The sequence below is a fragment of the Vibrio bathopelagicus genome (assembly GCF_014879975.1).
In the GTDB taxonomy this organism is placed as follows: domain Bacteria; phylum Pseudomonadota; class Gammaproteobacteria; order Enterobacterales; family Vibrionaceae; genus Vibrio; species Vibrio bathopelagicus.
The window spans coordinates 908271-930005 of sequence record NZ_CP062501.1; the positions used below are offsets into that span (position 1 = coordinate 908271).

A 21735-nucleotide genomic window follows, 5' to 3' on the forward strand; every position below is an offset into this window, starting at 1 on the left:
TAGTTTCGCTTTACCCTGTTTTACGTTGTTGATTGAGTTTATGAATAAGGCGAGTTGCTTGATGACTGTTCACCATAAGCCTATTGATGAGTTGTTGTAATAACTCTGCTTCGGGCAAGATGTTGTTACGTGTTGTGCTTTCAGCTGAGCTTGCGAGTTCAAGAACTTCACTCATTTGAAGCTCGGCAGCAACGCCTTTAACTGCTAGCAAAGTGTGGTTGAGTTCTTCGGCTTGAGAGTTAGAAAACATGTCAATTAGGGCATCAATTTGGTGTTCTAAGTCAGAAACAATGGACGCTAGGTAATCGAGTTTTTCATCGAGGTCTAGGTTCTGGCCAACAAGTAATGGGTTTCGTGTTAGTTCTTCTTCGGTCATTGGTAACTGATTTTTTGGGCATCGGGTAAGTATTGTGACGTTGCCTTCATTTTGTGTTTTACCCACGTTTGAGGCGTCTATGTCTAAGTGTGTTCTATTGACTTCAAACTGCTTATGGAACTCTACAATTGCATTCTGAAGGCTGTTTTTTTGTAGTGGCTTGGTCAGCACGAAATTTGCGCCTGAACTTAGGAAGTCATCATGAGCTTCTTTAAATACATCAGCGGTGCAAGCAAAAATAACTGTCGAAAGTTTTAGTTCATTTCGGATTTTCCGTATTGCTTCGATACCACTCATGTTCGGCATATGGTTGTCCATAATGATGAGGTCATATTGATTTTCAGACAGTTTGTCGAGAGCTTGTAACCCATCAAAAGCATTATCAACAGTCAAGTTGAGAGACTCGCAGAACTTCTTTATCACCATTGCGTTGACCTTGTTATCTTCAACAAGCAATACAGAGAAGTTTTCGTGAATGGATGTCTTCTCTGACTCTGCTACCTTGGTTATTCTCGGCGCAAGTTTTTGAAATTTTAAAGGTAAAGTGATGTTGAATTGAGTTCCAACGTTCAACTGACTAGAAACGCTAATATCGCCTCCCATCAGGTTAACCAGTTGCTTAACAATCGAAAGCCCTAGACCTGTCCCTCCAAATTTACGCGTTGTTGATAATTCTGCTTGCTCAAATGCTGTAAATATATGGTCTATCTTACTTTCATCTATGCCTATCCCTGTATCTGACACTCGGATATTGACGGTAGGTGGGGTCGTGTTGGATAGATCAAACTGGATTTCGACTTTGCCTGACTCCGTAAATTTGACTGCATTACCTGCCAAATTAAATAGGATCTGGCGGGTACGTGCAGAGTCACCAATTAATTGGATATTTGATGGGATATTGTCATTGATGATTAATAATAAGCCCTTATTTTCAGCGAGTGGAGTGAGTGTCTTATCTAGGTGTGTCACGACATCACAAACCGAGAAAGGGGCAAACTCAAGCTCTAGCTTTCCTTGCTCGACTTTAGAAAAATCTAAGATGTCATCAAGGATGGTTACTAAGTGTTGCCCTGAATCGATGATTACCTGAGCTTGTTTGCGAGTCTCGGGTTCTTGAGAGTCGCTTTTGATTATTTGTGCAAGCCCCAAGACCCCATTCATAGGTGTTCTTAATTCATGGCTCATTGTTGCGAGAAAAAGAGATTTCGCTTCGTTAGCATGCTGCGCGGTACTCGCGGCTTCTTGGTAAGCAAGAGTATTACGTTTTAACTCAAAAATTCTCATGATGAACATGGTAAAAGAGAAGGCGAAGATTAAGGCTGTAATCGAGAAAATCAGTTTTATGATTAGGCTTTTTAATGAGTTTTGTAGATCGGTAAATTCGTGTTCAACTTCCTCGACATATTGCATGCTGTTATCGGATAAAATTTTGGACAGTAATAACTGTTGTTGGATGTTTAGGTCTGTAAAAGTTTCTATGAGTTGAATAAAGTCAGGGTGACTATTTAGGTTGCCTATGGTGTTCTTTGAGCTTGTAGAACCTTCATGTTTTGCGCTGTCTTCTTGATTAGCAAGGGAAGGCTTTGTTTGCAAAACATTAGAGAGCAGTTCGCTCTGAACTTTAAACATTGCTGTGGAAGTGTTGTTATCCGTCAATTTTTGTGTGAGTGATTGAAGGATGAACTGACGTGCCACACTCTGGCCAACCAAGTGATCTAAAGTATCAATATTGGTCATAGAAGAGTCATAAAATCGTTCTAGTATCTGTCTCGTATGTAATTTGTTGAACCATGGGGAATGTATGCTTTTCTCCTGATAGCTTCTCCTCAGTTTTTGAAGCTCTTTTTCTAGGTGCACTAAATTGGCAGAGAGCTGATAAGGGTTCGAAATGCCAGTAATAGCGCTATTCGTTATTTGATCCCTCATGTTTAACACTTCATGCCCTAATTCACGGGCTAACTTCCCGTAAGATGCCACGCGTTCATGTTCAATATAAGACAGAACAGTGAAGCTTATGAGTGCAATAAACGATAACGGAAAGGCTAAAAATGTCAGTTTGATTTTATTCATTTTCAAACTCCAGAAGCATTTGCGGACGGTCGCCTGTCAGTGATTCTAGAAACGCCTTAATATCGTTAATCGTTTCCCTTTTAAATGTTTTACCCAGTTGACTCTCACCCATGATTTTAATGGCTTCTTCTAATGTGTCTGTTCGTCCGTCGTGAAAGTAGGGGGCTGTGATAGCGACGTTTCTTAAGCTCGCAACACGAAACAAGTGCTTGTCTTGGGGCGAAGAGGTAAACATATATCTCCCTTGATCATCACTACGTTCACTACCCGTTTTAGCAATTCCGAAGTAACCAAATCTCATGATCATTCCCCCGCCAATATTGGTTCCTTGATGACAACGGATACAGCCTTCTTTTTGGAATGTTTCCCATCCACGCAATGCTGAATCGGAAAGTGCGGCACTGTCTCCTTGCAAATACTGGTCAAAAGGGGAGTTGGGCGTGGTGAGACCATGCATAAACTCGATCAAAGACGACTTAATTGAATGGGTGGTGATGGGTAAATCGTATTTTTTGAATAGGTTTGTGTAGTGATTGGACTGAGATACATAATTCGTTATCAGATCCCAGTTTGAGTCCATTTCAAGGACGTTGTGAACGGGTCCATCTATTTGATCGGAAAGGTTGTTGACTCGTCCATCCCAAAAAAATCGGTAATTGAAAATAGCATTGAAAACGGTCAGTGAATTACGCATTCCAGCGCCGTTCACTCCAATAGAAACTGGGATGCTTTCTGCGCCATTCGAGTGCAGGCTATGGCATGTCTCACAGCTGATTTGTTTATTCGAAGAAAGGTTCGGATCTTTAAATAGCGCCCAACCAATTTTGGCTAAGTTTACGTCAATATCGGCTTCGTTTGGGATGGCAAAGATTGGCTGACTGGAGGAGACACTGTAGCTATTAATTTGTGACGTTTGAGTAGACGGCGAGGATGCTTTAGGTGAATCATTATGGGAATGTTGATTCGAAGTAATTTCAATCGGAGTTGTGGTTGTTGGCGGAGATGAGCTGTAAATTACGACGATGACAGAAATAGAAATAACAGTGATCACTATCGCAGCCAAATAGGGTGTTCTCATAGTACTAGTTCCATCTAATTTTAGACCCTTAACATGATTCAGAATCCGTCTGAATTTGATCTTGTTTAATCCATGTAAAAATTACGTCTTTGATGTAAATCTAGTTTCATATTTTGCTTGTTGCAAGGAGGTCGTATAGAAATGAAGAGAAAAGAGGTGTGGAAGAGCTATAGAAATTCAGAGGCTTAAAGAGGTTTTCTGTCAGAAAAGAGAAAACCGTGACAGCGTAAAGAGGCTGACACGGCTTTGAATTTAGCTTACTCGGTTGTACTTAAAGCGATTTATTTAGCTTGCGCAGCTGCCGCTTCGAGTTGCTTAAGTTTACCTTGAAGCATGTAAGCATTCTGGTTGAAGTTACCAGGGTTCAACACTTGGCTTTGCTGCATTGGGTAGTCAGGTAGCGTGTTCATGAACTCTTGTACTTTGCCGCCAACTGGTACGAATAGCCACATGTTGTCTGCCATCCAACGTAGGTACATGCCAGATTCGTGTGGTGCTTTTTCGAATGGGTCAGCACGTAGGTGAACAACTTGAGGCCAGTTTGGTTGGAAACGTACCGCATCAACGATGTTACCGTCCATTACAGCGAATGAGATCTTAAAGTCATTCCAACGTACAGCGTTTAGCTCAGCGTTCGCAGAGAAGTAAAGCATGCTGTCACGAGGGCCTTTCTCTTCTTTACCTTGGAAGTAAGGTAGGAAGTTGTAACCATCGAGGTGTACACGCCAGTTTTTACCGTTGTACGTTGCACCTTTGTCAGACGCTAATTTCTCAACGACTTTGTCATCACCAGCCGCGGCTAGCAATGTAGGGATCCAGTCTTGGTGGCCCATGATGTCGTTGATCTTAGTCCCCGGTTTAATCGTACCAGGCCAGCGAACTAACTGAGGAACACGCATACCACCTTCGTAAGTTGTACCTTTCTCACCGTGGAAGTAAGTTGCACCGCCATCAGGCCAAGATACCGTTTCTGCACCGTTATCCGTTGAGTAGATTACGATTGTGTTGTCTGCAATTTTCAGCTCATCAAGCTTGTCTAGCAGCACACCAACTTGGTCATCGTGCTCTAACATGCCGTCAGCGTAGATGCTGATACCAGATTTACCTTGGTATTTCTCTTGTAGACGAGTCCACACGTGCATACGAGTGGTGTTGTGCCAGATGAAGAAAGGCTTGTCAGCTTTAACCGCTTTTTCCATGAATGCTAGAGATTCTTCTAGGAACTCTTCATCTGCATGCTCCATACGCTTACGCGTCATAGGGCCAGTATCTTCAATCTTACCGTCAGAAGTTGACTTGATTACACCACGAGGGCCAAAGTTCTTACGGAACTCAGGATCTTTAGGGTAGTAGTATGTCTCAGGCTCTTCTTCCGCGTTTAAGTGGTAAAGGTTACCGAAGAACTGGTCAAAACCGTGGTTCGTTGGAAGGTGTTTGTCTTGGTCACCCATGTGGTTCTTACCGAACTGAGCGGTCATGTAGCCTTGTTCTTTAAGAAGGTCTGCGATCGTTGGAGCCCAATCAGGGATACCATGGTCCGAACCCGGCATACCGATAGTCAATAGACCAGTACGGAAAGGTTCTTGACCTGTTAGGAATGCAGCACGACCAGCAGTACACGATTGTTGACCGTAGTGGTCAGTAAATAGTGCGCCTTCGTTAGCAATACGGTCGATGTTAGGTGTTTCGTAACCCATCATTCCGTTGTTGTATGCACTGATGTTGAATACACCAATGTCATCACCCCAGATAGCAAGAATGTTTGGTTTTTCTGCCGCTGTTGCTGCTGAAGAAGCTGCTAATAAGCCAACACCTAATGCTAGTTTATTAATTTTAGTACCCATAAGGACTCCGATTTACTTTAAAGATTAATGCGTTAGAACAACACATCGTTGGGCAAACATTAATCTCAAAAATCGGTTGTGTCTTTTTATAGTGGTTATAACCAATTGTTATGGAGGGGGTATAACTTGCTGATTTTAGCCGCTTTTAATTCAGAATTGGAATTTACCCTTAGGTTTTATGTGTGATCATTATCAAGTTTATTCGCGTAAATTTTATCGTTGAGTGAGCGTGCTGCTTATTGGAAAAATGACAAAAAGATTAATAGTTTAGTGAATCTCGCGATAGTGCAAAAAATGAACTATACGTTGTATGGCAGGATGCAAATAACTAACGAAGAGGTTTCTATGACAGCGAAATATGGCGTCAAACGTCGATTAGCGATTTTGGGCACAGCGATGATGGCGGCTTCCACCACCACATTCGCAGCAGAAAAACCGAATATTCTCGTCATTTGGGGTGATGACATTGGTCAATCTAATGTCAGTGCATACACCTTTGGCTTAATGGGGTACCAAACTCCAAACATTGATAGCATCGCCAAAGAAGGCATGATGTTCACCGATTACTATGCAGAGCAATCGTGTACCGCAGGCCGCTCTACCTTCATTACGGGTCAAAGTGTATTGAGAACAGGTTTGAGTAAAGTAGGACTACCGGGAGCAGACATTGGGCTTCAAGCAGAAGATGCAACCATTGCAGAACTTCTAAAGCCAATGGGCTACATGACAGGCCAATTTGGTAAAAACCACCTTGGCGATAAAGATGAATTTCTACCAACAGCACACGGGTTTGACGAATTTTTTGGCAACCTTTACCACCTGAATGCTGAGGAAGAACCAGAGAATGAAGATTACCCGACGGATCCTGAGTTTCGTAAGAAATTCGGCCCGCGTGGTGTTATTAAATCATTCGCTGATGGCAAGATTGAAGATACCGGTCCTTTAACGCGTAAGCGTATGGAGACGGTGGATGAAGAAACATTAGAAGTGGCACTTGATTTCATGGATCGTGCGGTGAAAGCTGATAAGCCATTCTTTGTTTGGTGGAATGCAACGCGTATGCACTTTAGAACGCATGTTCAGCCAGACAGCAAAGGCGTGACTGGGATTAGTAACTATGCTGATGGCATGGTAGAGCACGATAGACACGTAGGTGAGTTACTAAAACAAGTTGACGAATTGGGTATCAAAGACAACACCATTGTTTTCTATTCAACGGATAATGGCCCACACATGAACTCTTGGCCTGATGCCGGTACTACACCGTTCCGTGGTGAGAAGAACACCAACTGGGAAGGCGCATACCGTGTACCAGCAATGGTCCGTTGGCCTGGTAAGATAGAGCCAGGAAGTGTATCTAATGAAATCATGCACCACATGGACTGGATGCCAACCTTCGTTGCGGCTGCTGGTGATGACCAAATCAAAGAGAAGTTGCTAAAAGGCCATACCGCCGGTGATAAAACGTTTAAGGTTCACCTAGATGGTTATAACTTCCTTCCTTACCTAACAGGTGAAGAAGAAAAAGGCCGTCGTCACGAGATCTTCTACTTTACCGATGATGGTGATTTAGCGGCGCTTCGTTACAACCAATGGAAAGCGGTGTTCATGGAGCAGCGTGCAACGGGTACCATGCAGATTTGGTCGGAACCGTTCGTTACGTTACGTCTTCCTAAGCTGTTTAACCTGCGTATGGACCCATACGAAAACGCAGATATTACATCGAACACATACTACGACTGGTTGTTAGACCATGCTTATATGTTTGTTCCTGCTCAAGCGTACGTTGGCAAATTCTTAGAGACGTTTGTTGAATACCCACCACGTCAAAAAGCAGCAAGCTTTAGCTTGGATCAGGTTATGGAAAAACTTCAAGAGAACCACAACAAGTAGACTATGGATTAGTGAAACTGCTAACACGAAAGAGCTCCTAGGAGCTCTTTTTTATGCGCATATCGATGACCAAATACCAGTCGTGAATATGAATCACAACTATCGCGTTCACAGACACTAAATAATTGTAAATTCATTGTTTTTGCGTCTACCTTATTAAGCATAAGGATGTATAAAAACAAGGAATGTTATGTCTGCATGGTTGTGCTCGTTAGTGAACGGATTGAAACACCAGCGAGTTGCAGTATTATCCGCAATGTTGTCTTTACCTATGTTGTCGCTGCTCAGTTTCAACGTGTATGCCAATGAACAGGTGCCGCCAGTTAGCTCCCAAGCTACATATGTCGGCTCTGAAGCTTGTATTGACTGTCACAGCGCTGAAGTGGAAGCATGGCAAGGCTCTCATCACGACATGGCGATGAAGCACGCCTCTGATGAATCGGTGTTGGGTGATTTCAACGATCAAGCGGTCACTCATGACGGTAAGCCCAACCGTTTTTTTCGTAAGGGTGATGAGTTTTGGGTCAATATCGAAGGACCAGACGGGCAATTCAAAGATTACAAAATCAGTTATACCTTTGCCTTTGAGCCACTACAGCAATACATGGTTGAGTTTGAAGATGGCCGAGTACAGTTGATTCCTTTCGCTTGGGACTCTCGCAATGAGGGTGAAGGCGGCCAACGTTGGTTTCACCTCTATCCTGATACCACCAACACCGATGAGTTTTACTGGACCAACAGCGGCCAGAATTGGAACTTCATGTGTGCCGATTGCCATTCAACGAACCTAGACAAGAACTACGACAGCGCAAGTAATACCTACAACACTACTTGGTCTGAGATTAATGTCGGCTGTGAGGCGTGTCATGGCCCTGCGAGTGAGCATGTTGAACAAGCCCAGTTAGCCAAAGCGAAGTTAGCAAATAACAAGTTAGCGAAAGCGGACGGTGGGAAAGACGCTCCAGCATCGGCGCATTACGGTTTTGATCGTGACTTGTCGAAGTCGGTGAAAGAGTGGATTTATCAAGAGGGCAACTCAACCCTTCAACCGAAAGACATCATACATACCAATCAAGTTCAAACCTGCGCACAGTGCCACAGTCGACGCACACAATTGAATGAAACGGGCGACCACGTTAACGGGTCATTCTTTGATAAGTACCGTCTTAGCTTAATTACTCCTGAGCTCTACCATAACGATGGTCAAATCTACGATGAAGATTACGTTTACGGGTCTTTCCTTCAGTCGGTGATGGCTGAAAAAGGTGTCACATGTACTAACTGCCACGATCCCCATACTGCAGAACTAAAAATTGCAGAGGAAGCCGTGTGTAGTCAGTGTCACATTGCTTCTGAATACACACCTGAAAAGCATACATTCCACGAAGCTAATACCGAAGCGTCGAAATGCACGACTTGCCACATGCCAGAAACGACTTACATGGAGGTCGACCCAAGGCGTGACCACAGTTGGCACATCCCACGACCTGATATCAGCCAACACATTAAAACGCCGAACGTGTGTACAAGTTGCCACGAAGATCAAACAGATCAGTGGGCCGATAAACAAATCGGTCAATGGTTCCCTGACTCTAAGTATCGTAACCAGCAACATTTTGCTGTTGCCTTTTATGCGGATTCAATAGGGCACAAAGGTGCAGAAGATGCATTGGCGTATTCAGCTCAGGATTCCAGTTTGAGTAATATCATTCGCGCTTCGAGTTTAGAACGTTTGGGTGGTAACACGGGCAAGAATACGCTTATATCTCTCGCAAGAGCTGTGAAACACGACGATGAGATGATTCGCTTGGGCGTTGTGCAAGGTTCGTCCGGCTTTCCGTTTACTGACCGTTGGCAGATTTTAGAGCCACTATTGAAAGACCCTGTATTGTCGATTCGTTCAGAAACCGCAGGCGCGCTAGTACGTTACTGGGGAGAAATGAATCCTCTGCAGAAAGATCAAATCAAGCCTGGATTGGAAGAGTACATTGAGATACAACGTTTTAATGCAGATAGAGGGTTTGGGCGTACTAACCTAGGCAACGTTTACCGCGATCTAGGCCAATATCAAAAAGCGATTGAGTTCTACTTAGGCGCTATCGAAATAGAGCCATATTTTGAGAACAGCTATGCCAATCTTGCTGATCTTTATCGTGCTCTAGGTGATGAACCTAAAGCACTAGCGACCTTGAAACAAGGCATTCAAGCTCAACCTAAATCGAGTGTATTGCCATACAGTACAGGGTTATCTCTACTTCGTGTGAAAGATTACGACCAAGCAACGGAGTACCTTAAACAAGCAGCTGAAACGGCGCAAACCGACCCACAATATTGGTATGTGTATGGCTTAGCTTTAGAGAAATCAGACGTGCTTGCTGCAAGTAAATCACTGCACAAGGCTTACCAATTTAGCAGCAACCCACAGCATCTGTATGCGCAGTGTGAAGTGTTGGCGCGAAACTACAAAGACGGCTCTGTCGCGTTTGCTTTTGAGCAATGTTTGAAGCAACTCGGAGAATTTGCACCAGCTGATGTTATTCAGCGTTTGAGAGCCTCTATAAATCAATAGGGGATGCATGGGCAAACTCAAGTTGTTGCTTGACCTGTTCCCTTAAACGCTGATGAGCAGGGTTGTGCTCATCGCGCTTGTGATAGACAAACTTATAAGGAATATGGTCGATTTCAATCGGGCACTCAAGGACCTGTAACTTGAGTGCCTTACTCCATTTCATTGCAAACGAGTGAGAGACGACGCCTAGGCAATCTCGCTGCGCAACGTACATTGCCATACCTGCCAACGATGACGTTACGATCTCTATATTTCGCTCCTGTATCGGCTCTTTTGCCAGCTGTTCGAAGCCGGAAGTGTTATTCCACTTACCAGAAAACATACAGTGATTTTCGCGATAAAAATCTTCTCGGCTCAATGCTCCTTGGATTCTTGGATGACTTTGACGACAGATGATCATTGCGGGTTCATAGTAGGCGTTTTCTATTACGAAAGAGGAGTCTTTGGTTATGATGGTATCAATCACCAAGTCCATTTTTTGCTGACGAATTTGCTCAAACAACAAGTACTTTTCCGGTGGAGATTCGTGGAAAACTACGTTTTCAATCGGATTTAAACTGTGGAGTAAAGTTTCTGAGCAGCAGACTTGAAAAGTGGTTCTTTCTGAAATGGCGTTGTCTACGATGCTCACTGCCTGACGAAACTGCGGCATGAGTTGATAGGCGGTTGAAGTGGGTGCGATCCCTCGTCCTTGTTTGACGAAAAGCTGCTTTCCTACCACTTGTTCAAGCCGCTTAATCGAAGCGCTCACCGCTGGTTGCGTAAGGCCCAAATGGTTGGCCGCTTTGGTGTAGGACTGATACTCCGCAACCACCAAGAAAGTTTGAATCAAGTTTAAGTCCATCTTTTCATCCATAAACTAAATTTATATATCAACGTATCTGAACTCTATTTATCCGTCAACTAACAAGTTTTATCTTAATCAAATCTTGGTATCTGATTTTCTAACAAGATTTGCAGCAACAGATTTATGGAGCCCTTTTATGGCAAACCACGATAAAAAACGCGGCAAGAAGCTGGTATTAAACGCTTGTACGCTTGCGATTGGAGCGGCATCAGCGACCGCTTATTCGGCAGAACAGCCTAACATTCTCGTTATCTTTGGTGACGATGTCGGCTACTGGAACTTGAGTGCATACAACGGTGGCATGTTGGCTTACAGCACACCAAATATTGATAGCATTGCAAGAGACGGTGCTAAGTTTACTAACTTCTACGCACAGCAAAGTTCAACCGCTGGGCGCTCTGCGTTCATCACGGGACAAATGCCAAAACGCACTGGCTTGTCTAAAGTGGGTTTGCCAGGAGCGAAAGAAGGGATTTCTGAGAAAGATCCAACTATCGCGACATTGCTACGTGACCTTGGTTATGCAACCGGTCAATTTGGTAAAAACCACCTTGGCGATCGTGATGAACACTTGCCGACCAATCACGGTTTCGACGAGTTCTTTGGCAACCTTTACCACTTAAATGCGGAAGAAGAACCGGAGAATGTAGACTACCCACAAGATCCTGAATTTAAGAAGAAGTTCGGTCCTCGTGGTGTGATCCACTCTTATGCGGATGGCAAGATTGAAGACACCGGCCCATTGACGCGTAAACGCATGGAAACCGTCGATGATGAGTTCCTAGATGAAGCTGAGAAGTTTATCGAGAAGCAAGTCAAAGCCGATAAGCCATTCTTTACGTGGTTTAACACCACGCGCATGCACAACTTCACTCACGTACCAGACGCCTACAAAGGGAAAACAGGTGCAGGTTTCTACGCCGATGGTGTGAAGCAACACGATGACCAAATTGGTCACTTGCTGAATAAGATTAAAGAGCTGGGCGTTGATGACAACACCATCATTGTTTACACCACAGATAATGGCCCAATGATTAACTTGTGGCCGGACGCGGGTATGACACCATTCCGCAGTGAGAAAAACACCGGTTGGGAAGGTGGCTTTCGCGTTCCTGCAGTGATCAAGTGGCCGGATCATATCCAAGCGGGTACGACGCTTAACGGCATTGTGTCTCTGGAAGATTTCTTACCAACCTTGGTGGCTGCTGCGGGCAACAGCAACGTAAAAGAAGAGCTGTTGAAAGGCAAGAAAGTGGGCGATATGAACTACAACGTTCACTTAGACGGTTACAACCAACTGCCATACCTAACGGGTAAAACCGACAACTCTGCTCGTAACGAGTTTGTTTACTGGAGTGATGACGGCGATTTGTTGGCTCTGCGCTACGGTAAATACAAATACCACTTCATGATCCAAGAAAACGAAACGGGTTTGGATATCTGGAAGAAGCCATTTACCAAACTCCGCGTACCACAAATCTATGATTTGAGTATCGACCCATTTGAGCGTGGCGATACTGGTATGGGCTACGACCGTTGGATGTACGAACGTTCATTCTTAATGATGCCAGCGGTTGAAAAAGTAAAAGAGGTCATGGATACCTTCAAAGAGTACCCACCGCGCATGGCTCCGGGCTCGTTTGTTCCGAAATAACGTTTTGTCCTTAGGTCAATAGACCTTAGTTATTGTCCTTAAATACAGCGCCCAACTTGGGCGCTGATTTACTTCTGTTTTCGAGATCGTTCTGCATGAAAAAACAAACTCACATTCATACCACTCAAATGGCATTAACACCCCTCAAAACGGCGTTTTCATCTAATAGTGATAAAGTCGAACGACGCTTTCATGTGATGGCGAAACCGGGCGGGGCAAAATGCAATATCGATTGTCAGTACTGCTTTTATCTGCACAAAGATGAATTACTCAATCAAGGTACTCAGCCCAAAATGGATGATGCAACACTTGAGGCATTCATAAAGAGCTATATCGAAAGCCAAGATGGTAACGAGATTGTGTTTTCTTGGCAGGGTGGCGAACCAACATTATTGGGTTTGGACTACTTCAAGAAGATTGTCGAACTGCAGAACAAACACGCTAAACGCGGTGTTCGCATCAAAAACGACCTTCAAACAAATGGCTTGTTATTAAACGAGGCTTGGTGTCAGTTTCTGCATGACCATGGTTTTCTGGTTGGTCTATCGATAGATGGCCCGGAATTTATCCACGATAAATACCGTAAAACCCGAAGTGGCAAACCGACGTTTCAACGCGTCATGCAAGCCGTTGATCTGATGAAGCGTCATAAGGTGTCATTCAATGCTCTGGTCACCGTGAACCGCTTTAACGCCAAATATCCTCTCGAAGTGTACCGCTTTCTTACTCAAGAGCTCGGTGTCACTTATATCCAGTTCACACCTTGTGTTGAACCTCGATCTTTTACTCAAACCGCTCCCCACTTTTGGAAAGAAAACAAGCATCCAAAACTGGGCAGCGAATTGGCAAAGCCGGGGCATTTGATGTCGGTTGTCACGGATTGGTCGGTCGACGCAGAAGAGTGGGGTAAGTTTTTGATTGCTGTGTTTGAAGAATGGGTGAACAACGATCTTGGCAGAATATTGGTTAACCTTTTCGAAACAGCAGTCGCACAAGTGATGGGGATGCCTTCGCAGTTATGTGTTAGCGCAGAGTTCTGCGGTAAAGGGTTGGCGATTGAGCACAACGGCGATGTGTTTAGTTGTGACCATTATGTGTATCCCGAATATCGACTAGCCAATATCAATGAACGACCGCTAAATGAGATAGCTATCTCGACTCGTCAGTACAGCTTTGGCATGGCGAAAAAGTCATCGTTGCCGCAATACTGCGTTGATTGCCCGTATTTGCAGTATTGCTGGGGAGAATGCCCCAAAAATCGGCTACTTACCGCGCCGAATGGTGAGGCTGGTCTAAACTACTTGTGTCCGGGAATAAAAATGTTCTTCGAACATGCACTGCCAATCTTAGTTGGAATATCGACGCTACTAAGGTCTTCTAACTCAAGTGAATATAGCGAATATAACCTTTAGTTATTAGCTTCGACTTTATACTTAAACTTTAATGCTCAGGCTCCTGAAAATTGTATAGGTAGACTATGAACCATGCGCAACAAGCAATAAACCAACTGATTGAACAGACAGAGAAAAGTGTTATCGGTCAGAGTCACGTCGTTCGGGCTCTGGTGATAGGGTTATTGACTAATGGCCATGTGCTTCTTGAGGGGCTTCCCGGTACAGCGAAAACTCGCTCAGTGAAATCGCTAGCGAACCTATTGAATACCAGTTTTGGTCGAATTCAGTTTACGCCTGACCTGCTGCCATCAGATGTAACAGGTACAGAAGTGTATCAAGAGCTTGATGGAAAGCCTCAGTTGCACTTCCAACCGGGTCCTATTTTCAACAGTATTGTATTAGCCGATGAAGTTAACCGTGCTCCTGCGAAGGTACAAGCTGCTCTGCTTGAAGCGATGGCGGAAGGGACGATTACGGTGGGTGGTCAAACTCATATCCTTCCTGATCTGTTCATGGTGCTAGCAACTCAAAACCCAGTTGAGCAAGAGGGTACTTATCCATTACCTGAAGCACAAATGGACCGTTTCATCATGAAAGTAACGGTCGACTATCCAGAAGATGAAGCTGAACGTGACATCATTCGACTGGTGCGTAGCGAAGAGTTGGGTTGCGAAACCAGTTCAGAATTAGTCACTCCGCAACATATTGAACCTGAATTAGTGCTTGAAGCGCGTCGACAGCTGCCTGAAATAGTAGTTTCTGACTTAGTCGAAAATTACATTGTCGCTTTGGTGATGGCGACTCGGAAGCCAGAACGTTACCCAGAATCTAACTTAGCCAAATGGATTGAAATTGGTTCAAGTCCTCGAGCTTCAATTTCACTAGATAAATGTGCTCGTGCTTATGCGTGGCTCCAAGGGCGTGACCACGTCACGTTAGACGATGTTCGTGCAATGCTGCCAACCGTATTAGGCCACCGATTCTCTTTGTCTTATGACGCACTTGCTGACGGCGTTGACCATCAGAGAGTGGTTGAAGAACTGCTTGATAATGTTGAGATCGGATAATAAGGGGGCGTCATGGCGAAGCCAACACAAGCTCCCAAATCGCAAGGCCTCGATCCACGGTTGTATTGTGACTACTCAAGGTTAGTGCGAATACAGGCTCAAGCTGAATCGTTTTCCCTGCTACCTCATTTGAAAGCGGGCAGCGTGCTTTCGGGCAGACATAATTCTTTGTTCCGTGGTCGTGGGTTGAATTTCGAGGAGTTACGACATTACCAACTCGGTGATGATATTCGTAATCTTGATTGGAAAGTCACTATGCGAACGGGTAAGCCTCATGTTCGTAGTTACACCGAAGAGAAAGACCGTAATGTGATGATCTGTGTCGATCAGCGCAGCTCAATGTTCTTTGCCTCTCAAGATACCATGAAGTCAGTCGTCGCAGCCGAAGTTGCGGCATTGTGTGGTTGGCGAGTGCTCAAGGATGGTGACCGCGTCGGCTTCGTTTTAGCCTCACACCAAAAGCTATTTCACACTAAAGCGCAACGTTCTCAGTCTGACTTGCTATCCCAACTCAAACATCTTGCTAAAGCTAATCAGAGCTTGGGTGTGAATGTAAGTGACAATGAGGGAGTCGGGTTTACTCAATGGATCGAGTTGATTAAGCGAATGAGGTTAAAACAGTCGACCTTAATCTTTATTAGTGATTGGCGAGATTGCCAAGAGCAACATCTTGATCGACTCAAGCAACTGCAACAACACAACGATATCTTGGCCATTATGGTGACCGATCCTCTGGAACAGTCGCTGCCTCAAGATCTTGCAAACGCAAACTGGGTAGTCGGTGATGGTCGCTTTCAACTTAATCTGGATAGCCAATCTAAGGTTAACCTCGCGAGTGAGAGCCTTGCTCAAAAAGCGGCACTTCAAAAACAATCTCTTGCTAAATTAATGGCGATGAAAAACCTTCCTTATATCGAATTAGACACATCTGGCACTCATATTTCACAGCTCCAAAAGCTGGTGGGAGGGCGCTAAATGACCGTTGAACATACGCCTCCAAGTACTTATATCCTTCGCGAATTGCACGATGTCGCTATTCCCGAAAGCGTGAGCTGGGTTCCTCAAACAATCGGTTGGAAGATCCTAGGCGTTGCATTGTTATTAGCCGCTTTCTATTTGGCTTATCGCGTAGGCTTAAGGTGGTGGAATAATCGCTATCGTAAAGAAGCACTTAAAGAACTCATGTTACTGGATGCTCGAGACAAAAACTCAACCGAACGAACCTTTAAAGTACTCAAAGTAGTGCTTCGTTATTTAGACAGTAGCAATGCCAAGTTGTTTGACCAAGCCTATGTCAACCGCTTGAATGCTTATTTGCCTGTTAGCGCTGGCACGAATGCAAACAGTAATGCTTTCTTTACCGATGAAGTGTCGGGACTATGGATGCAAAGCTTGATTGATCCAAAGGTGCGTTTGACCTTTGAACAGCGTTTAGAGGTGATTCAAACTGCGATGATGTGGCTAAAACTTCATAAACCCGATGTACAAACAAAACCGAATGTACAAGCGACAACAGAGGGGCAAGATAATGTTTGATAGTTTATCTGCCAGCTTCGAGTTCGCGCATCCATTGTGGTTTATCGCGTTACCATTGCCTTTGTTGGTCTACTTGGCTGTACCGGCTTATCGAACCAAGCAAATGGCAATTAAAGTCCCATTTTTCAGTGAGTTGGTTGAAGCGATTGGTGAAGCGCCATCTGAAGGGGCAAGCCAGTTAATCCCTAGCTGGTGGCAACGCACGACGCTGATTATTACTTGGGTATTGGTCGTGTGTGCTCTGGCGAAACCAACCATTCTTGGTGAGCCGCAGGTTCGCGAACAATTAGGTCGTGATGTCATGGTGGTGGTCGATTTGTCCGGTTCAATGGCTGAACAAGATTTTACCTCTAAACAAGGGAACAAAATCTCGCGTTTAGATGCGACTAAAGAGGTGTTAGCTGACTTTGCTAAAACTCGAAAGGGTGACCGATTAGGCTTGATTCTGTTTGGTGACGCGGCATTTGTACAAACTCCGTTTACCGCGGATCAAGACGTATGGCTCGAACTACTCAACCAAACTGATGTGGCAATGGCAGGGCAAAGCACTCACTTAGGTGATGCAATTGGCCTTGCGATTAAGGTGTTTGAACAGAGTGAAAAGCAGAGTGCTGTAGCCCAAGATTCAAGCATCGATGCCAACGCGAAAGAGAAAGTCGTGATCGTATTAACAGACGGCAATGACACTGGAAGCTTTGTTGAGCCGATCGATGCAGCCAAGGTTGCGAAGGCTAAAGGCGTTCGAATTCATGTTATTGCGATGGGCGATCCGCAAACAGTCGGAGAGGTTGCTCTGGACATGGAAACCATCAAGCGTGTGGCTCAAGAGTCTGGTGGTGAAGCCTTTGAAGCGCTTAACCGCGACGAACTGACCAAAGCCTACGCTCAAATTGGTGAATTAGAACCTCAGTTGTATGAGAGTACGACTTATCGTCCTAAACAGGGGCTACACCATTACTTGATGGCAATTGTTGTTGTGATGTATTTGACTGCGTTTAGTTTAGCAACAATCCGCCGACGATCGCTTTTAGCTTCTTCAATGAAAAATTTGAAAGGAGAGAACAATGCCTGATTCTCTCGTGTTGCAACAGTTCTTTACTCAGTTTCACTTTATCCGACCATTGTGGTTGTTGGCCTTTATTCCGATGTTTTTCCTGTTGTGGATTCGCTGGAGAGAAGAGACCAAACCAACGTGGAAAGACATTTTGCCTGCACACTTACGTGATGCATTGACCATTGGTGAAACCGGTTGGCGCAAACAGTTACCACTAAAGCTTTTAATGGTGATTGTGACAATCGCCATTATTATCTGCTCAGGCCCAACATGGCAACGTGAAGCTTCGCCGTTTGGTGAAGACAAAGCCTCGATGTTAGTGGTACTCGATAACAGTGACTCTATGCTGGCTAAAGACTTACCACCAAGTCGCTTGGAACGCTCCAAACAGAAAATTAGAGACTTGCTCGCAGCGCGTAAAGGCGGCAACACAGGTTTGGTTGTGTATGCAGGCAGTGCCCACGTCGCCATGCCTGTCACTCAAGACAGCAAGGTATTCGAACCGTTTTTAGCGGCTATCAAACCCGACATCATGCCTGTATCCGGTAAGTCAGCAGAAGAGGCATTGCCACTTATCAATCAACAACTGTCTGGTGAGTTAGGCTCGTCAGTGTTGTTGGTATCAGATGGTGTAAACCCAAGCACTATCAGGGCGTTCGAAACCTTCTTTAACGACAACCCTTATCAGCTGCTCATTCTAGCGGCAGGAAATAGCAATGTGGTGAGCGATAACCCAGTCGACCTCGATTCATTACGCAATTTGTCGAATAAGACAGGTGGTCGAGTGATTGAGGTGACCGTTGATGATTCGGATATTCAACAACTGAATCAGGCTGTTGAAAGAAACATGCAGCTCAACGGTGAATCTGCTATGCCTTGGAAAGACATGGGATATGGCCTACTAATCCCAATGGCTATTATCATGCTGCTGTGGTTTAGAAAAGGGTGGTTGGTTCAATGGTGTGTGGTTGGCGTTTTGATTACAGGCAGCGTGTATTCTCCGCACACTTTGGCGAAAACGGTCAGTTTGACCGCTGACAAGCCAGTGGTTGAAGAGTCCGTGACGGTTTGGGATAAAACAGCCCAATGGTGGTGGGATTTATGGTTAACGGCAGATCAACAAGGACAACGCTTATTGAACCAAAAGGAATACCTTGAAGCAGCTAAGCACTTCACAGACCCTATGAGAACGGGCGCGGCTTATTATTATGCTCGTGATTTTAAGCTGGCTCACAGTGCGTTTTTGCAGACCAAAACAGATCTTGGTTTTTATAATGCTGCTAGCGCACTAGCTCGCCAACGTGAGTACCTTGCCGCGAGAGACTTGTTGAAAACACTGAGTGAAAAGCCAGACCTGTCTCCAAAATTAAGAGCTGATGTAGAAAATAACTTGGCTGTGCTGAGCGGGATTGTCGAAGAAGTTAACCGAACCAGTGAGAGTCAATCAGGCACTACAGACGGTCCTGAAGAATCTTTAGAGCTTGATGACGATCAGCCGCGCACGGGTGATGGTGCAGAAGAAGAAACAGTAGCGGAATTAATGCTTAAGGAAACGCTTAATGCCAATGAAATATTGGGGAGCCAAGAGCTCGCCGACAAGTGGTTGAAGCGCGTAGAAGCGGATCCTAAGTTCTTCTTGAAGTCTAAGTTCCAAATTCAGTTAAGAGACCCTGCGCCTGCTATTGAGCAGACGAAAAAACAGCAACAGACGCCAAAACAGGAGCAAACACAATGAGTCGATATGATTTAGCTCTTGAAGCCGTTCAAGCAAAGGTAGGGAGCTTGGAGCTCTTTAAACTAACCAAGACCTTGCTTGTATCGATGGTTCTGCTGCTTAGCGCTGCTTTTTCTACACTTGCTTCTGCTTCTGCTACTGATATCTTCGATCTACAAAAAAGTGGTGATGTTGAATTGATCGCTTGGGTTGGAGAAAAACCCAAGTCAGGCGACAAGATCATGCCTACCAAAGTTAGCGTAAATGAGCAGGTCATTCTGAACATTGAGGTGGCGACACCGCGTTGGTTAACAGGTGGCACTCGAATCGGCAGCATCGAAATCCCTAATGTGATTGCTAAGCAGCGTAACCAACTTGCGACTAACTACACTGAAAGAGTCGGTGGGACAACATGGTCGCGTCAACGTTGGGAAGTTACGCTCTATCCGATGACATCAGGTAAATTCGTGATTCCTACGCTGCCTGTTCGCGTCCAAGTTTCTGCTCCTGATGGTTCAAACGTTGGTGGCACGCTTTACACGCAGCCAATTAAGTTTGAAGCTTCGTTGCCTTCAGGTTTACTCGATAATGAATCGCCTTGGTTTTCTGCGACAGGCGTAGATATAGAGCAACAATGGCAACGTTCGAGTGAAAACTTAAAAGTAGGTGATGCCATTACTCGAACGGTGACTATCAAGGCCAAAGACAGCTTGTCTGTATTACTGCCGAATGTGTTAAACAATGAATCGACTCAGCAGTACCAAGCTTATCCTCAACCTAATCGTTTGGATGATACTCAAGAACGTGGTGATTATCGCTCAAGCCGAGTTGAAGAGACGGTATATGTGATTCAACAAGGTGGTGAATTTACCTTGCCGGATTTTACATTCCAGTGGTGGGACAGCAAAAATCAACGTCTTGAAAGTGTAGTGATAAAAGGCGAGGTGTTTGAAGCAAAACACACGCTCCAGTCCTTCATCAAGGCTTACATGTCAGTGTTTATTACTGTTGGTTTGGCTCTGTTAGTCTGCATTGCGTTAGTTGTTGCTGTTAAACGTTATTACACAAACCGTCCAACACCGAGTTGGCTGGTATTACGTCGTTTACTTAAGCAAGGTAATTGGGCTGAATTGAGAACCTTTATTTATCGTCAATTACGAAACGAAACCTCTCAGCTAGAACTGGGTAAAGCGCAACTTGGTAAATTGAATGGACAAAAGCGTTGGCTAGAGGATAGCGAAGCCCTTCAACAAGGACGTGAAGATAAAAACGTATTTACTCGTTTATGGAAAGGCTTGCGTAACTTATCCGACGACAAATCAAACCAGAGCAAATCCCGTTCAATTGCCGCTCGCTTGAAAATCCCGAAAGCCTTGCCAGACTTAAAAGATAGAACTAAGTAGCAAACTTTAGTCATTCGCATCGAACATAATCGGCAGGTTCTCTACTATAGGGAACCTGCTTCTTTAATATGGAACTGTATGAAAAGTACCGAGCTAAATCTAATTCCTATATTTGTCGCTATCTATGAAGAGCAGAACTTATCTAGGGCTGCTAATCGCATGGATATAAGCCAACCGGCTGTGAGTAAAGCGCTTGCAAGGTTGAGAGATATCTATGATGAGCCATTGTTTCACAGAACCACTTCTGGCGTAGAGCCAACCACATTCGCTATTGATATCTATCCTGCAATGGCCGCTGCGCTTAAAAACTTTACTTCTACGTTATCCGCATCAAGAGACTTCGACCCTAAAACTTCAGGCCGCGTGTTTTCAATTGCCTGCGTCTCGGCGGCTAGCTACGAAATGATGCCGAGAGTTATGCAGTTAATTAGCCAAGTGGCACCCGGCATAGCGTTAGAAATCCACCCTCTTTTTACAGAAGACTACGAGTCAGATCTGAGGCTACAAAGGCACGATGTGATTGTCGATATGACGCCCAGAGGGAGAACCATGCTTAAGCATGAGGTGATTTCAACTGAAGAACTCGTTGTTGTCTGCCGTCAGGATCACCCGACAATAGGTGATACTATTAATATGGAACAATTCCTAGCACATGAACATGTTGTGGTAGCCCGTTGGCACGCTCGTAAGAGCTTGTTGAGTTCTGAACACTTTAGTGACTTAGAAAAGCGTAAAATTGCCTACCGAGCTGCTGGTGTTGTTGAAATGCTTCCCGTTATAGAAGGGTCTGATTACTTGGGTGTGCTTCCTGTTTCGTCAGTTCGTTGTTTCGCTGAAAAATATAATGTCAAAACACTGCCGATACCATTCCATATTGATGATCTGGATATGTGTATGATCTGGCACCCGAGTAGAACCAATGAGCCAAGCCACAAATGGTTACGCGCTAAGATCAAAGCGGCAGCAAAAGACGTATCGAGTTAGCCTAAAAGAGGACATCACTATGGAAAGTGTTCGCGCGATTTTAAGGGAAAGACAGCGAATTCCCCAGAGCTAAGGGGAGCGGCCTTTGCTGCAATGGACTGATACATTGACCTGCAAGTTAGAGTGACTTGGGAATCGTCGGGCATGTTCCGCTTAGTGAGCGAGGCAAACAGCCCTTGTTTGGTGAAGAACCAGTGACAGAACTAAAGTAATTAATCACTGGCTTGCTTGAGAGGCTGTTTGATTGAAGAT

General features: G+C 44.7%; 15 protein-coding genes and 1 pseudogene. 12 read left to right on the forward strand and 4 right to left on the reverse strand.

Going from position 1 to position 21735, the window contains the following annotated elements:
- Positions 1-10: 10 nt before the first annotated feature.
- The 3 genes from IHV80_RS20395 to IHV80_RS20405 all read right to left on the reverse strand — a co-directional run bounded on the left by IHV80_RS20395 (position 11) and on the right by IHV80_RS20405 (position 5368).
- Positions 11-2446, reverse strand: coding sequence for an ATP-binding protein (locus IHV80_RS20395; RefSeq protein ID WP_192892088.1), 2436 nt, complete (start codon positions 2444-2446; stop codon positions 11-13).
- Positions 2439-3524 (reverse strand): cytochrome-c peroxidase, encoded by a 1086-nt coding sequence (locus IHV80_RS20400; protein WP_192892089.1) that lies wholly within the window; start codon positions 3522-3524, stop codon positions 2439-2441. The genes IHV80_RS20395 and IHV80_RS20400 overlap by 8 nt, the downstream gene beginning before the upstream one ends.
- A gap of 281 nt (positions 3525-3805) precedes the next feature.
- A complete protein-coding gene (locus IHV80_RS20405) occupies positions 3806-5368 on the reverse strand; it encodes an arylsulfatase (protein WP_192892090.1) in 1563 nt (520 codons plus the stop codon).
- Between the two features lie 345 nt (positions 5369-5713).
- Between IHV80_RS20405 and IHV80_RS20410 the strand changes: the two genes are divergently transcribed.
- Together IHV80_RS20410 and IHV80_RS20415 are read left to right on the forward strand one after the other, a co-directional pair.
- On the forward strand, positions 5714-7261 hold the full coding sequence (locus tag IHV80_RS20410) for an arylsulfatase (protein ID WP_192892091.1): 1548 nt from the start codon (positions 5714-5716) through the stop codon (positions 7259-7261).
- Between the two features lie 190 nt (positions 7262-7451).
- Positions 7452-9830 carry a tetratricopeptide repeat protein gene (locus tag IHV80_RS20415; protein WP_192892092.1) on the forward strand — a complete coding sequence of 793 codons (2379 nt, stop codon included), beginning with the start codon at positions 7452-7454 and terminating at the stop codon, positions 9828-9830.
- Here IHV80_RS20415 and IHV80_RS20420 read toward each other — a convergent pair.
- Complete coding sequence (locus IHV80_RS20420) at positions 9817-10686, reverse strand: LysR family transcriptional regulator (protein ID WP_192892093.1); 870 nt, start codon at positions 10684-10686, stop codon at positions 9817-9819. The two genes, IHV80_RS20415 and IHV80_RS20420, sit on opposite strands and share 14 nt — an antisense overlap.
- 127 nt (positions 10687-10813) lie before the next feature.
- Between IHV80_RS20420 and IHV80_RS20425 the strand changes: the two genes are divergently transcribed.
- The 10 genes and pseudogenes from IHV80_RS20425 to IHV80_RS25435 all read left to right on the forward strand — a co-directional run.
- Positions 10814-12331: an arylsulfatase gene (locus tag IHV80_RS20425; protein WP_192892094.1), complete on the forward strand. Its 1518-nt coding sequence runs from the start codon at positions 10814-10816 to the stop codon at positions 12329-12331.
- A gap of 95 nt (positions 12332-12426) precedes the next feature.
- Positions 12427-13743 (forward strand): anaerobic sulfatase maturase, encoded by a 1317-nt coding sequence (locus IHV80_RS20430; protein ID WP_192892095.1) that lies wholly within the window; start codon positions 12427-12429, stop codon positions 13741-13743.
- A gap of 65 nt (positions 13744-13808) precedes the next feature.
- Complete coding sequence (locus IHV80_RS20435) at positions 13809-14792, forward strand: AAA family ATPase (protein ID WP_192892096.1); 984 nt, start codon at positions 13809-13811, stop codon at positions 14790-14792.
- Between the two features lie 12 nt (positions 14793-14804).
- A complete protein-coding gene (locus IHV80_RS20440) occupies positions 14805-15767 on the forward strand; it encodes a DUF58 domain-containing protein (protein WP_192892097.1) in 963 nt (320 codons plus the stop codon).
- Positions 15768-16328, forward strand: a complete 561-nt coding sequence (locus IHV80_RS20445) for a DUF4381 domain-containing protein (RefSeq protein WP_192892098.1) — start codon at positions 15768-15770, stop codon at positions 16326-16328.
- Positions 16321-17400, forward strand: coding sequence for a vWA domain-containing protein (locus tag IHV80_RS20450; RefSeq protein WP_192892099.1), 1080 nt, complete (start codon positions 16321-16323; stop codon positions 17398-17400). The genes IHV80_RS20445 and IHV80_RS20450 overlap by 8 nt, the downstream gene beginning before the upstream one ends.
- Positions 17393-19117 (forward strand): VWA domain-containing protein, encoded by a 1725-nt coding sequence (locus IHV80_RS20455; protein ID WP_192892100.1) that lies wholly within the window; start codon positions 17393-17395, stop codon positions 19115-19117. Before IHV80_RS20450 ends, IHV80_RS20455 begins: the two co-directional genes overlap by 8 nt.
- The gene (locus IHV80_RS20460; protein ID WP_192892101.1) at positions 19114-20499 is read left to right on the forward strand and encodes a BatD family protein; all 1386 of its coding nucleotides are present in this window, start codon (positions 19114-19116) and stop codon (positions 20497-20499) included. The genes IHV80_RS20455 and IHV80_RS20460 overlap by 4 nt, the downstream gene beginning before the upstream one ends.
- Positions 20500-20577: 78 nt before the next feature.
- Positions 20578-21483: a LysR family transcriptional regulator gene (locus IHV80_RS20465; protein ID WP_192892102.1), complete on the forward strand. Its 906-nt coding sequence runs from the start codon at positions 20578-20580 to the stop codon at positions 21481-21483.
- A 19-nt stretch (positions 21484-21502) separates the two neighbouring features.
- A pseudogene (locus tag IHV80_RS25435) lies at positions 21503-21651 on the forward strand (lipid kinase YegS); the annotation flags it as partial.
- Positions 21652-21735 lie beyond the last annotated feature (84 nt).